The sequence below is a fragment of the Sphingobacteriia bacterium genome, assembly GCA_017304685.1.
Taxonomy (GTDB): domain Bacteria; phylum Pseudomonadota; class Alphaproteobacteria; order Rickettsiales; family 33-17; genus JAFKLR01.
On the sequence record JAFKLR010000003.1, the window covers coordinates 524,253 to 538,376 of the forward strand.

The window sequence follows — 14,124 nt, forward strand, 5'->3', positions numbered from 1 at the left end:
GATGATGATGTATATCATATTCAATATAATATTCTCGTACCTATATTTTATCCAAAATGTTTTCCTAAAATTTTGCTTTTCTAATAAATTTTAAAAATTAAAATATTTATCATTATTAATTTTTTAGTTGAAAATTTATTTTATTACAATAACATTATTATGTTAAGTATTTACTTAGCGTAATTTGTTCGGAGGAAAGTTAATGTTAGAAAAGTTATATAATAAAATTAAAAGTGGTTCTACTCAAGCCGCTAATACTGCTGCTAAATATTCTAAAGAAACTACGATGCTTGCTTTATCAGGTTTAATTACTGCAGCTAATGCTCAAGCTCAAAATTCAACTGAGGCACCGGTAGCTTTAGCTCCAACTGCTGAAGAAGTTGAAGGAACTGGAATTGGTGTTATCATCACTTCAATTCTAGCTGGACTAGGCGCGGTAGGTAGTATTATTGGATTAGTATTGTATAAAACTAACAAATGTACAAAAGCTCCTACAGCGGATGATGTAATTGAAATGATAAATAAAGGTGTTATTGACGGTAAAACAGTTTACGATGCAATTAATACAACTCGTGAAGCAATTGAAAAAGAACAAAATGCTTCAAAAAAAGAAATGGCCGTATAAGACTTTCTAAATATAAGGGAGCTTTAAAAGCTCCCAAGTTTTTTTTAAAGTAAAATTATTTTATACAAAAATTTTAACCTTCTGTATTTCAATAATTAAATAAATGCCTTCAAATTTGACAAAAAATTTTTCATTTAATATTATAAATACAATTAATATTTGTAGTTCTTACCAAATTAATGCAAATATTATTAAAATAAATTTCTGCGCAGGAATTTAAGTTTAAATTTTAGTTTAATAAAATAGGCTAGCCTATACTTAAAGCAACTAAGTTAAATAATAAATATTAAATCTAAATACTAAAACCTTTTAATTTCTAAGTATTTTTTCGTTATTTCTTCCTATCAATGCTAATAAAAATATAATTGGCAAACCCAAGGGTGTATTCTTTACTTAAAAGCTATTCTCTTCTGGGTGATCTAGCTTTTTTATCACTTTCTTCTTTCTCTTCCAACAATTCTCGCATTGAAGAAATTTGAATAGCAAATTGCATTTGCAAAGTTACATTAGAATTATTTTTAATATTATCTAGACTTTGCATCAAGCTACTTAATGCTTTTATTATATCTTGATTTTGTGCATTTTGAAGAAAATCTCTAAGAGCTATTGCTTGTGAAGAGCTAATTTTAAGTACATTAATTTGATTTTTAAGTCCTATGTGCATAATAAACATAAAACGTTGAAATCCATTTTTAAGCATTCCACTAAAGCTTTCCTTTATATTATCACTTCTACTAAATCCTTTAGCTTCAATTTTTAAACTATTCATCATAGCGAAAATAAATAAACCTAAGCTTTCTTTTTCTTCTAATTTCTCAATTTTTATAAATTTTTTATAATAAAATTCAATTTCAGTTCTAGCATAACCAATTTTTTCATCTTCACGTCTTTCATCAAACATTCTTTTAAATGCTTTTGCACATAAATTTGTTAGAGCCTCGCTATTACTGATTGTCAGAATGATGTTTCTACATTTTTCAATAATTTCGTTGTCATATTTACTCTGCATGAAGGTGCTCATTTAAAATTTGATTGTTGATAATATAATTATGATTACAATAATGAAAAGGAGAATTTAAAATTTTAAATAAAATTTATATAATGAGTTAAGGAAAAAATATGGCAAAGGTTAGAGCTATAATTAAAAATATTGCAGAAAACACTGTGCTTAAAAATAAAGCATATAATATATTTGTAAAAATATCTCATGACTATGCTCATTACTCCCTCTCAACAGATAATGAAAAAGTGGTAAATATAAATTCTTATGGCAATATGGCAGAGGGGCAAGACGATTTGATTCTCTTTGCTTTAGCTTTAACATATGATGTTTTTTCTTCATTTAAACGTTATAAAAGTGAGAATAGAAAATTCACTATAACTTATAAGAAAACAGTTAGAGATTTTTTCTTGCAATTTAAAGATGTTATAAATGATCCCAGCTTAAAACACCATGTTGTTAAAGAAGAGTTTTATAAAATTTATGAAGATCTTTCCATTACATTATTTATAGCAAATTTAAGCAATGCATGTAGGCAAAACTATAAATGCGTGAGTTTTAATGCTCATGCTGATGAAATTAATAAAAGAGTTTTTACTTCAGATGATTTTAGTGAATTTGTTAAAAATAAACCACATAAATTAGAGCATGCCTCAATAAATTTAGAAGAAGCTTTTGAAACAGCTTTAGAGGGCTTTTTAGATTCATTAAATAGTAACCCATCTTCACGTAATAATTCCCCCTATCGTGAAAGGTATGAAAATAATAAGGAAAAAGGTAACTTTAATTTAATTACAGAACGAAAGTATTAGATTGATTTTTTATATAATTAGTTATTTGATATTAATTATTTATTAGTAATATTTGACGCTCTTTATTAAATAAGTTATACATAAAACTTCAAAATACTTGTAATTCAACTTAAAGGTAGGAAATGTCTAGATTTACAAATATAAGAATTGCGGTAGTACAGGGGGCGTTAACTTCAGTAATTGGAGCATTAGGTGGACATTTAATTGGTGCTTTTATAGGTCTCTTGATTGGAGCAAATGTGGGAGCTTATGAAATATATAAAAAAATGGATAAAAATGATCCTAATAAGTTCCACTTAATTTTTCAAGGTGCTGTCCTAGGTGCGTCCCTTTATACAGAAAAATTTGCTAAAATAGGTGCTATTACAGGTGCAGGAATAGGATTTACAGGTGGCGCAGGATTAGGATACTTTAGTGGTGGAGATTTGAATTATAAAGTTACAAATGCAAATAATAGAGCAAATTTTGTATCTTCTGCTTGGAATATATTTAAGTAACTTTTAGAAGAATAATAAGGTAAAATTTGCTTTATAATTCTTCTAATATTTTCTTACTAAAGTAAATTCGATTATTTCCTTTAATGCATTTTTGGCAAATGAATCAGGGAAATGCGCTAAAATTTCCGTGCATTTGCTCATGTATGTTTTTGCTGTATTAAAGCATTTATCAAACACGTTATATTTTTCAATTAATACAATTATAAATTCAAGGCTTTCCTGTGTAAATTCATGGTTAAAAAATATATTTTGTAATTTAGTTTTTTCATCAAAATTGCATTCATCTCTAATAATCATAAGCGGTAACGTAACTTTCCCTTCGTAAAAATCATCTCCCTTATTTTTTCCCATTTTTGATGTTTCTTGATAATCAATAGCATCATCAATAATTTGAAAAGCTATCCCTAAATTAAGTCCAAATTCATGCATTAATTTTACATGATCTTCATTAATTATTGGTGCGGTAAGAGGAGCGATCTCGCAAGAAGCTGCAAATAATTCTGCAGTTTTAGCTGTAATAACTTTTTTATAATCTTCAAATGTTAGGTTTAAATTTGCAATTGAACTTAATTGCATAACTTCACCTTCGGAAATAACAGCAGATGCATTTGAAAGTACGTCTAAAACTCTTATAGAACCATCAGTTACCATCAATTGAAAAGCTTGGCTAAAAAGGAAATCTCCAACTAAAATGCAAGCTTTATTATCCCATTTATGGTTAGCAGTAGGATTGCCACGACGAAGTTTACTTTCATCGACAACGTCATCATGTAAAAGGGTGGCTGTATGAATAAATTCAACTGCACCCGCAAGGTTTATATGTCTTTTATTATTAATACCACATAAATCAGCGCAAATAATTGTAAGGAGGGGTCTAAGACGTTTACCACCTGAATTTATAACATATTGGCTTATAAGTGATATTAATTCAGTTTCTCTAGTAGAATTTTTAATTAATACTTGATCGACTTCATTTAAACTATCTCTATAATGCTCGTATATATTCTCTAAACCCATTAATTATATCCATTTAAATAAGTCACGAAGAACGGCCATAATTACTTCAATTAAAATGAGTACGACAATTATCATTTCCAGTCTTGAAGAATGTAAATGGTTTAGCTCATTTGATAAAATATCATAAAGCTCATGTATGGCATCTAATCGGCGGTTAAGAATATCTAATCTAGTGTTAATATCCATATAGTGCGAAGCCATTAAATAGAATGGTTCATATCTTGGTCTTCTCCAAAAGAATTCAGGCATATCAAGAAGATCAGTGTCTAGATTTATAGAATTTCTTTCAGCAAAAAGCGCACCGGTTTGTTGTGCAAGTTTTCTACGTGATAATGATATTCTTCCTTTAGAAGCAAGTTCGTCAGAAAGGTAACGTGTTTGTTCAATAGTTTTGTTTACTCTGCGTTCAAACACTTCAAGTTTAACGGATTGTGATAAAGCATGGGAGAAAGAAAGTTTAATAAGTTCTTCATCTTCTTCTAAAATTATTAAATCTTCTTCTTCTAATATATAGGTTTTTTCCTCAGGATTTATACTGAAATTAATAATTTCTTCAAAAGGTTTATCATAGCTATTAGTTGCAAATTTATATAATTCTTCAATTAACTCCGCTGTAAATTCATACGAAACTGACCACCCAACAATACATCCATAAGGAAATATAAAAATATCTTGTTTTACCGGAGTTCCTTCTTCAAGTGAGGCAGGTATTTCTTCAATATGAGTAACATGAATTACATCATCATAAAATTTTGGCTCTAAGCCTTTAATACGAAGAAATTTCGCCATTGAATCGATATCATATTTTTCAGCAACAGCATACGCTATACATTTCATAAATCTTACATTTTACAGTTAAACAAAATAAATTTAAGGTTATATAAACTTCCTTAAATAATGAAGAGAAGAGTCATTTAAGAACCCATCCCTTGTAAATTCTAGATTAAACCCTAATTTAATGTAAAATTCAAGTGCTTGGAAGCTGAAAGTTTCAAGATAGATAAAAGAACAGAAATGTTTTTTAGCGTATTCTTCAGTATATTCAATTAATTTTTTACCTAATCCAAGCTCACGAAATTCTTCTTTTACTATTAAATATTTTATATAAAGATTTCCTGCCATATATTGAAAAACTACACTGCCTACAAATTCACCCTTATGATAAGCAACATATGCAAGTGGGTTTTCAAATATATCTTCACTTAATATTTTGTCGTGGTATTTATCAAATTCCTTAAACATAAGATGTTCAATATCATTTGATGCTTCTTCAAGTTTAATTTCTATCGTCATAAATATTTTCTTAAATAATGGAAAACAACATTATGAGAGAATCCAGCGCGACTGAATTCAATTTCAAAGCCGAGTTTTTTATAAAATTCTGGTGCTTGAAAATTTAAAGTTTCAACATATATAAATGGAAGTTTATTATCTTTTCCAAATTGAAGAACTTTATGCATTAAAAGCGTGCCAATTCCTTGTTTCCTATATTCTTTTTCAACATGAAGATATTTTATATGCAATGCTCCCCAAACAATTTCATAGGCAACAATTCCAATAAATTTTTCTTTATCATAAATAACAAATGTAAATGGATCTTCAATACCGTGATAACCCTTTATTTCATTAGCATATTCATTAAATCCGCTAAAAATCTTATTCTTTAGATCTTCAGTTAATTTTTCTTCTTTTATTTCAAAATCATGCATTTTATTTATCTAAAAGATTTTTAATTCTCCTTAAAGCTTCTTCTTTGCCTAGAATAGTTATAATTTCAAATACACTTGGTGAATTAGTTGAACCAGTAACTGCAATTCTTACAACTTCACCAAATTGCCCCATTTTAAGGCTGTTTGCCTCTAAGAATTCATTTACTTTAACTTGAATATTAGTTAGTTCCCAATTTACAATGTTATTTAACAATTCATAAATTTGCTTTAATAGGCTCGCTTTTGAATCATCAAATTTATTTAAAGCTTCTGAGGTAATAATAATATCGTCGGTTAAATAAAATTTTGAAGTATCAGTTAAGTCAATTAAAGTTTTTGCGCGAACTTTAAGGCTATCTAATCCTTTTAAAAGTCTTTCTTTATATTTAGGTTCAATATTACCAACATTTTCTTCAATAAGCGTAATAAGTCGTTCATTTGAAGATTCTTTAATGTAATGTGCATTTAAGTTGAGGAGTTTTTGCATATCAAATTTTGCTGCAGCGCGGCCAATATTTTCAATATTAAACCACTCAATTGCTTGTTCCATTGAGATAATCTCATCATTTCCATGGCTCCAGCCTAGGCGAAGTAAATAATTATTTAAAGCTTCAGGAAGAATTCCCATTTCTTTATATTCAAGAACTGATAGCGCACCATGTCTTTTTGATAATTTTGCCCCATCACTTCCATGAATTAAAGGTATATGAGCAAATTTAGGTATATCCCAGCCCATTGCTTTATATATAAGCAACTGTCTAAAAGTATTGTTAAGGTGGTCATCACCACGAATAACATGAGTAACTTTCATATCATGGTCATCTACTACAACAGCAAGCATATAGGTAGGTGTTCCATCTGAGCGAAGAAGAATCATATCATCTAAGTGATCATTCTGAACAACCACTTCTCCTTGAACGAGATCTTGAAGAACAGTTTGGTCTTCTCTTGGAGCTTTAATTCTAATAACCGGCTTAACACCTTCAGGTCCTGGTTTATTCCCATCTCTCCAAGGGCTTTTAAATAAAAAATGCTCTCCTTTACCAATAGCTTCTTCTCGAAGCTTAGCGATTTCTTCTTGTGATTCGTAGCAAAAATAAGCTTTTCCTATTTCAACAAGTTTATGTGCAATTTCTTTATGACGTTCAGCTCTTGCTAGTTGATAATAAATTTCATCATCTTGATGCAACCCAAGCCAATGCATGCTTTCAATAATAATATCTTCAAATTCTTTTTTAGATCTGGCTTGATCGGTGTCTTCAATTCTAAGTAAAAACTTGCCATTATATCTTTTAGCAAACAAGTAATTAAATAGGGCAGTGCGGCCACTACCTATATGTAATCCTCCAGTAGGGCTTGGAGCAAAGCGTGTAACAATAGTCATATCATAACCTATATATTTATTTTTGCTTACACATTATTTTTTGAGCAAGTTTATGTCAATTAAAAAGCATCAGATAAATGCCTGCCGCCGCCTAATATAATTTCAGAACCATGGGCGCCTGGTAATTGTAGTATATTTATAATTGCCTTGGCCATGTCAGTAGGTTCGTATACCACGCCACTAGGCACTCTTTTCGCGCGTTGTTCTTTAGGTGTATTATGAACATCCGGGTAATTTCTATTAATCTCAGTTAATGTTGAGCCTGGAGACACCATAGTTATGACCACATTTCTGGCAAATTCTACACTTAAATTTTCAAATAGTTTTAAAAGAGCTGATTTGCTCGCTTCATATAATATCATATTTTTTTTAGTATGATGAATAGAAAGGGAGGTTACTGTTATAATTCTTGGTAAATCTTCCTCTAACAAAGGTTTATTTTGTTGAGTTTTTAGCTGATAATTAATAAAATATTTAGATAAAATAAAAGGAGCATGACAGTTTATTTGAAAAATATTTTTAAGTTCTTTATTAGTAATATTTAAAGAAGAAGTTCTATCTACAATTCCTGCATTATTAATTAATATATCAAGGCCGGAAAGAAAGGAAACTGCATCATTAATAAGCTTTTCAATATCTTTTTCATTTTCATAGGCAAAGTCGAATTTAATTGCTTTAACTTTACCATTATGAGCTTTAATTTCTTTAATTAATTCTTCTGCACCTTTTTTATTAGTATTATAGGTAAAGACAATATCAGCCCCGTGCTTTGAAAGTTCAAGAGCAGTAGCGTAGCCAATGCCAGAACTTGCGCCGGTTATAAGTACTTTCTTGCCTTTAAAATTAACGTCTGCAAACGAACAATAGCTTGAGAAGATAATAATAAAACTAAATATGATATAAAAAAACTTCATCGATAATTATTAGTAAATAGTTAATAAATCGTTATATTTTTTAATTATAAAAAATTATGTTGTCAAATACTTACTTCTTTCTCAAACCAGACTTTAACCAATTCATCTTGAAGTAATGGCAATATTTCTTCTATAATTTGGTCATAATAATCGTTAAGCCATTTTTTCTCATGAATTTCTAGCATAGAAAAATCAATAAGCCTTTTATCATATGGAACAAGAGTAAGTTGCTCGAAAGAATTAAAGTTATTATTAGATTGTTTTACATACATAAGATTTTCAATTCTGATTCCAAATTCTCCAGGTAAATAAACACCAGGTTCGTTAGAAGTAACCATACCTGGAATTAAGGGTTGAGGATTTGCATATGTACTTATAGAATGAGGACCTTCATGAACATTTAAACAATTACCAACGCCATGGCCAGTTCCATGCTGGTAATCAAGCCCACATTGCCATAAATGAAAGCGAGCTAGAACATCAAGCTGATGTCCTGTTGTTTTATTAGGGAATTTTGCCCTTGCAAGGTTAATGTGTCCTTTTAATACCAGAGTATAATATTCAATCCATTTTGCTTTAGCTTTACCAACTAAAATAGTCCGTGTAATATCAGTAGTCCCGCATAAATATTGGCCGCCCGAATCAATTAAAAGTAAATTGTCGCCTACAATTTGTTTATTTGATTTTTCAGTAGCTCTATAATGAATAATTGCACCATTACTGCCAAAACCCGCTATTGTATCGAAGCTTTCTGAAATAAATTCTAATTGAGAATTACGATTATGAAAAAAGATTTTTCCAACTTCAAGTTCATCAATATATTCGCCGTTTTGAATTTTAAAATTCACATCATATAGTGAAGTTATCATTGCTACAGCGTCTAATTTATGAGCTTTTTTAATAGCCTCAATTTCACTGTCGTTTTTTATGGCTCTTTTTAAAATAGTTATATCTTTTTTATTAATAATATTTGAAATATCAGAAAGTAGATCAGAAAACCAAGCTTGTGATAATTCTTGATCAAAAATTATATTTTTACCCTTTAAATTTGTAAGTAAATACGATTCAATTTCATCTATTACTTTAACATTAATTTGGGCATGTATTTTATTTAAAATATTTTGATTTATTCTCTCAATATTATAAGTAAATAATGTTATAACTCCATTTTTATCGATAAGTGCGTATGATAATAATACAGGTGTATTTGATAGATCATATGCTCTAATATTAAGTAGCCAAGAGACTGATTCAGCTTTGGTAAGTAAATAGTAATCAGCATCATGATCTCTCATGTATTTTAATATATCTTCAAGTTTTGCTTTAACTTCACAACCACTATATTCAATAGGTTGGATAAATGAGTTAGAACTGGGTTGAGAAGGTTGATCTTTCCAAATTTTATCAACTGGGTTTTCAATTGATCTAAAAATATAATTTTTACCAGCTAATCTTAATTTAGTGCAATCAATCATTTTTTTTGTATGTAATTTAGAATCAAAAGCTAGCACTCCACCCTCAGGTATGTTGTTGCTAATCCATTCTGCAAATACGCTATCACCAAGTTCACTAAAATTATAAATCTCAAAATCATCTGAAAGTTCTAAACTAGCTTGAGTGGTATACCTGCCATCGGTAAAAAAAGCATTTTTTTCTAATTTGCCCGTGATAATTGCAATGCCAGCTGATCCGGTAAAATTAGTTATAAATTTTAATCGTTTCGCATATTCAGCAGCATATTCGCTTAAAAATTCATCAGAAGATCCAATTGCAAAAGCATCAATGTTATTATCTTTCAAATATTGTTTTAAAACTTTATACATAAGGTACAATTAATTGAGTTACATCAATATTTATAATCTACAGGAAAATTATTTCAATGGATATCATTATAAACTAATTGTAAAACTTCATTAAACTTCAGAGGATTTGAGGCAGAAAATTTTCATATAAATTATTGCATACTCAATAAGTTTATAGTAAAAATAATGTTAATTTATTTATACTTATGGTTGTAGATATGAGAAAAAAAGTTAATACAAAAGTAAAATCTAATCCTCATAATAATCCCCAACAAAGTGGTCCAAAACTTAATAACCAATTTGACTCACTTATTTCATCTAAATCGGGTATATTACCCAATGATGCCGAAGTTTCTATAACTATAAACTTTACACAAATAACAAATTTAAATATTAATCATCTTCCTCAAAATAATATTAATTATGATGAAAATGGTTATACAAACCTACATAAGGCTGTTAAAGGAAATAATTTCAAGGCTGTGCAAGCTATTTTAAGAAATAACCCTGATATCAATGTGAGAGATTTACAATATGGAAAAACCGCGCTTCATATAGCAGCAGAATCTGGTTTTAGGGAAATTGTTAATCTACTTTTACAATATAAGGAAGCATTAAGTTTAGACTTAGATATTAAGGATAGGGAAGGCTACACTGCATTACATTTAGCTTCGATGCCTATTCTTTCATTAAATGTATCATATTTTGAAGATTATATTATAGAATCAAGTTATCCTAGCAAAATGACATTATTGGAAAAAAGAATTAAAGATTATGATGATATTGTATTTGCATTAATTGAAAGAGGTGCGAATTTTAATATTCTTGATAACTATAATAGAAGCTGTCTTGATTTTCATATTCAAAATGGAAAAACGGAAGTAATTGCTCAATTACTTGAAATACCTGATATAATTATTAACGATACTACACTTTATAATTTAATTTCATTATATGCAGCAAAGGGTGAGATAAGTTACTTAAAAAATGTTTATTGTAAAGATACGTGTAAAAATGAAAAGTTTAGTTCCATTTATATAGATTATTTAATAAATCAAAAAGATATATTAAATCTTGTAAAATTCCTAATCGATTGTCACAATCATAAAATTAAAATTAAAAACATTCATAAAATTTTGGAGCTTGCAATTGTTTGTAATAAGCAAGAAATTATAGTTTATTTTATAAAAAATAATGGTTTTTTTAATTTGGCACTTGAAGAACCGTTATTTAATAATATGACTCTATTAGATAATGCTATTAGTTCAAATCATTTAATGGTTATTGAAGAGTTATTAAAAGCTCAAGTAAATTTCAATGAAACTCAGTTGAAGTATATATTTAACTTAGCGGCCCTTAATTTAAATGAAAATTTATTTTCATACATGCTTAATGGTTTTAAAATAGACATAAATAGGGAAGGTGAGCCACTACTTAAGCATGGAATAAGTACAAGTGATTCAAACTTGCTAATGTTACTTTTGAAATATGGGATTACATTAACACATGAATTGGCTAATGAAATAGTTAACATGGCTGTTTATTGTAAGGATTCTAAATTACTTTCTTTTATGATTATTAATAAAGAAAATTTTAAATTAAATATTCATGAAAGTGGGGCTGAATCACTTGAATATGCTATTAATAATAATCAATGTGAAATTGCAGAAACTTTACTAAAAGCTGGTATATCAGCAAATTTAACGTATATAAAATATCTTTTAAAATTATCTATTGAGGAATGTAAAACTAGCCTATTATCTTATTTATTAAGTAATAAAATGGTTTTTAATTTAGATGTAAACATGCCACTGGATGAATCAGAAAGCTTACCTTTACATTATGCTGTTAAAAGTGGAAATATAATTGCAGTGAATTTACTTCTAGAGCATGAAGCTGATTGTTTTAGTCGCGATGTAGAAGGTAAATCACCTATAGATTGGGCTGTTTTGCTTAAAAGAGATTTTATTGCTAAAAGAATGTTAGAGGGTAAAGTGGAGGACATAGATGACTACATTAAACAAATTGCGGATATCCTTGAAAATCCAATGTATGAACCTCAAATAAACGACATGGGTTTTTTAAAGGAAGAAATAAATATAACTACTATTCATGAAACTAATGAAATCATGAAGCTTTATAGAGTATGGAGATTATCTGCTGATAAAGGCTTTGGTAAAGACAGAATGGATCTTATGATGTAAGAAAATTCATAAACTTAGCAAACATTTTTAACCATTGGCTAAATTTATAAATTCCTGTTCATCTATTATTTTAACTCCAAGTTCTTTAGCATTTTTAAGCTTGCTTCCTGCGTCGTCTCCTGCAACTACATAATCAGTTTTTTTAGATACGCTACTTGAAACATGTGCGCCTAATTTTTCTGCAATAGCTTTTGCCTCAGGGCGGGAAATAGTTAGTGATCCTGTAAATACGATAGTTTTTCCTGTAAGAATAGAAGTAGAAGTTATTACTTCATAATCTTTAACTTCAATATATTGTAGTAGCTCATTTATAGTATCAATATGTTTTTTATTTTGAAAAAATTCAATTATTGAATGAGCGATTTTTTCACCAATACCGTTGGTATTTATTAAATGAATATATTCTTCACTTTGAGGGTGTAGAGCTGCTTTCTGCATGGCGTTTAGGAAACTATTTAATGTTAAATAAGTTTGTGCAAGTAGTTTTGAAATACCAGCGCCAACATGTCTAATTGATAAGCTATGAATAAATTGATCTAAATCCATTATTCTAGCTTTATCAATTGATTCAAATAAATTACTTACCGATTTTTTACCCCACCCTTCAAAATTCTCTAACTTTGTTAATGAAGCATCGTTTTTTTTGCTTAAGCGAAATATATCGACAACTGAAGTGATAAAACCATTACGATAAAGAAATTCTACTTGTCTTTCACCAAGTCCGTTAATATCTGCAACATTTTTTGAACAAAAATAAACTAGATATTCTATTATTTGTGCTTCGCAAGTTATTCTATTAACGCATCGAATTGCTGCTTCATTAGGTGATTCATAAACTTCTGAGCCACATACAGGGCAGTTTGCAGGAAATTTAAATGGTTGAGAAGTGCTATTACGTTTCTCTAAAATTACACTTGTGATTTGTGGTATTACATCACCAGCGCGAATAACTTTTACATAATCGCCAATTCTAATATCTTTTTTTTCAATTTCATCACGGTTATGTAAAGAGGCACGTGCAACCATTACGCCACCAATGTTTACTGGCTCAAGTTCTGCAACTGGAGTTAGTGCGCCAGTTCTACCAACTTGAATTTTAATATCATGAATGTGAGTTATTGCTTCCATAGCAGGAAATTTAAAAGCAATTGCCCAGCGTGGAGTTTTACCAACCGAGCCTAATCTTCTTTGTAATTTTAGATCATCAATTTTAATTACAATTCCATCAATATCAAAACCTAAATCTGATCTTTTTAAGGTCATGTCTCTATAATATTTTTCTACATCATCTAAATTGCTACTAGTTACTATATTATGATAAACATTAAAACCTTGTTCTTTAAAAAAAATAAGGTAATCGCTGTGTTTTAAGAATATTTCATGGCTTTCAAAGCCAACTGCATAAACAAAATAATTTAAATTCCTTTTAGCTGTAATTCTTGAATCAAGCTGTCTTAAAGAACCTGCAGCAGCATTACGTGGGTTTGCAAATAAGGCTTCTTCTTTTTCTAAACGCTCTTTATTTAAATATTCAAAATTTGCATGAGTCATATATACTTCACCACGAACTTCAAAATACTCTGGAAGGTTAGGGTGGGAAATAACTTTTGGGAAAGATTTTATTGTTAACATATTTTGTGTTACATCTTCACCGGTTGTGCCATCGCCTCGAGTTGCTACATATTGTAATTTACCATTATGGTACATTGCAGAGAACGATAAGCCATCAATTTTTGGTTCAATTGTAACAGTAAAATTTGGTTCAGGAATATTTAGAAAATTACATGCACGTTCAAAAAAATCTTTTATATCTTCCATGTCAAAAGCATTTGCAAGTGAAAGCATAGATTTTTTATGATTTACTTTTTTAAATTCTTCCGCAGGTTTACCACCAATTTCTTGTGTAACACTATTTTTTGAAAGTTCAGGGAATTCTCGCTCTATTTTAAGTAATTCTTGGACTGTTCTATCGTATTCAGCATCGCTTACAATCGGATTATCTTCATCATAATAAGCTTTATTATATTCTCTTATTTTTTCAGTTAATTCTTTATGCTGTTGTTCTACAGTTTTTAAGTCCATTTTACCTACATTTTTTATTTGCATAAAATTTTTATCATAAAACTGTATTTTATAAAATAGAAAATATATATAATAATA

The 14,124-nt window shown here is 29.0% G+C and carries 13 protein-coding genes; 4 read left to right on the forward strand and 9 right to left on the reverse strand.

Annotation, left to right across the window (positions count from 1 at the left end; genetic code table 11):
• The first annotated feature begins 202 nt into the window (after positions 1–202).
• Complete coding sequence (locus tag J0H68_02490; protein MBN8827555.1) at positions 203–625, forward strand: hypothetical protein; 423 nt, start codon at positions 203–205, stop codon at positions 623–625.
• A 400-nt stretch (positions 626–1,025) separates the two neighbouring features.
• Here the strand turns inward: J0H68_02490 and J0H68_02495 are convergent, their stop codons facing one another.
• Positions 1,026–1,634 (reverse strand): hypothetical protein, encoded by a 609-nt coding sequence (locus J0H68_02495; GenBank protein ID MBN8827556.1) that lies wholly within the window; start codon positions 1,632–1,634, stop codon positions 1,026–1,028.
• 110 nt (positions 1,635–1,744) lie between these two features.
• Here J0H68_02495 and J0H68_02500 point away from each other — a divergent pair, with 110 nt between their 5' ends.
• Together J0H68_02500 and J0H68_02505 are read left to right on the forward strand one after the other, a co-directional pair.
• Positions 1,745–2,437, forward strand: a complete 693-nt coding sequence (locus tag J0H68_02500) for a hypothetical protein (GenBank protein ID MBN8827557.1) — start codon at positions 1,745–1,747, stop codon at positions 2,435–2,437.
• A 122-nt stretch (positions 2,438–2,559) separates the two neighbouring features.
• Positions 2,560–2,934, forward strand: a complete 375-nt coding sequence (locus J0H68_02505; GenBank protein MBN8827558.1) for a hypothetical protein — start codon at positions 2,560–2,562, stop codon at positions 2,932–2,934.
• 42 nt (positions 2,935–2,976) lie between these two features.
• Here J0H68_02505 and J0H68_02510 read toward each other — a convergent pair whose 3' ends face one another.
• The 7 genes from J0H68_02510 to J0H68_02540 all read right to left on the reverse strand — a co-directional run bounded on the left by J0H68_02510 (position 2,977) and on the right by J0H68_02540 (position 9,781).
• On the reverse strand, positions 2,977–3,951 hold the full coding sequence (locus J0H68_02510; protein ID MBN8827559.1) for a polyprenyl synthetase family protein: 975 nt from the start codon (positions 3,949–3,951) through the stop codon (positions 2,977–2,979).
• A gap of 3 nt (positions 3,952–3,954) precedes the next feature.
• Positions 3,955–4,788, reverse strand: coding sequence for an RMD1 family protein (locus tag J0H68_02515; GenBank protein MBN8827560.1), 834 nt, complete (start codon positions 4,786–4,788; stop codon positions 3,955–3,957).
• A 39-nt stretch (positions 4,789–4,827) separates the two neighbouring features.
• Positions 4,828–5,244 carry a GNAT family N-acetyltransferase gene (locus J0H68_02520; GenBank protein MBN8827561.1) on the reverse strand — a complete coding sequence of 139 codons (417 nt, stop codon included), beginning with the start codon at positions 5,242–5,244 and terminating at the stop codon, positions 4,828–4,830.
• A complete protein-coding gene (locus J0H68_02525) occupies positions 5,241–5,660 on the reverse strand; it encodes a GNAT family N-acetyltransferase (GenBank protein ID MBN8827562.1) in 420 nt (139 codons plus the stop codon). Before J0H68_02525 ends, J0H68_02520 begins: the two co-directional genes overlap by 4 nt.
• Before the next feature lies 1 nt (position 5,661).
• The gene (locus J0H68_02530) at positions 5,662–7,044 is read right to left on the reverse strand and encodes a glutamate--tRNA ligase (GenBank protein ID MBN8827563.1); all 1,383 of its coding nucleotides are present in this window, start codon (positions 7,042–7,044) and stop codon (positions 5,662–5,664) included.
• Between the two features lie 59 nt (positions 7,045–7,103).
• Positions 7,104–7,958 (reverse strand): SDR family oxidoreductase, encoded by an 855-nt coding sequence (locus tag J0H68_02535; GenBank protein MBN8827564.1) that lies wholly within the window; start codon positions 7,956–7,958, stop codon positions 7,104–7,106.
• Positions 7,959–8,020: 62 nt separating this feature from the next.
• A complete protein-coding gene (locus J0H68_02540; GenBank protein ID MBN8827565.1) occupies positions 8,021–9,781 on the reverse strand; it encodes an aminopeptidase P family protein in 1,761 nt (586 codons plus the stop codon).
• A 197-nt stretch (positions 9,782–9,978) separates the two neighbouring features.
• On the opposite strand from J0H68_02540, the gene J0H68_02545 reads away from it, so the two are divergent.
• A complete protein-coding gene (locus J0H68_02545; protein ID MBN8827566.1) occupies positions 9,979–11,964 on the forward strand; it encodes an ankyrin repeat domain-containing protein in 1,986 nt (661 codons plus the stop codon).
• A 27-nt stretch (positions 11,965–11,991) separates the two neighbouring features.
• Here the strand turns inward: J0H68_02545 and ligA are convergent, their stop codons facing one another.
• Complete coding sequence (gene ligA, locus J0H68_02550) at positions 11,992–14,064, reverse strand: NAD-dependent DNA ligase LigA (protein ID MBN8827567.1); 2,073 nt, start codon at positions 14,062–14,064, stop codon at positions 11,992–11,994.
• Positions 14,065–14,124 lie beyond the last annotated feature (60 nt).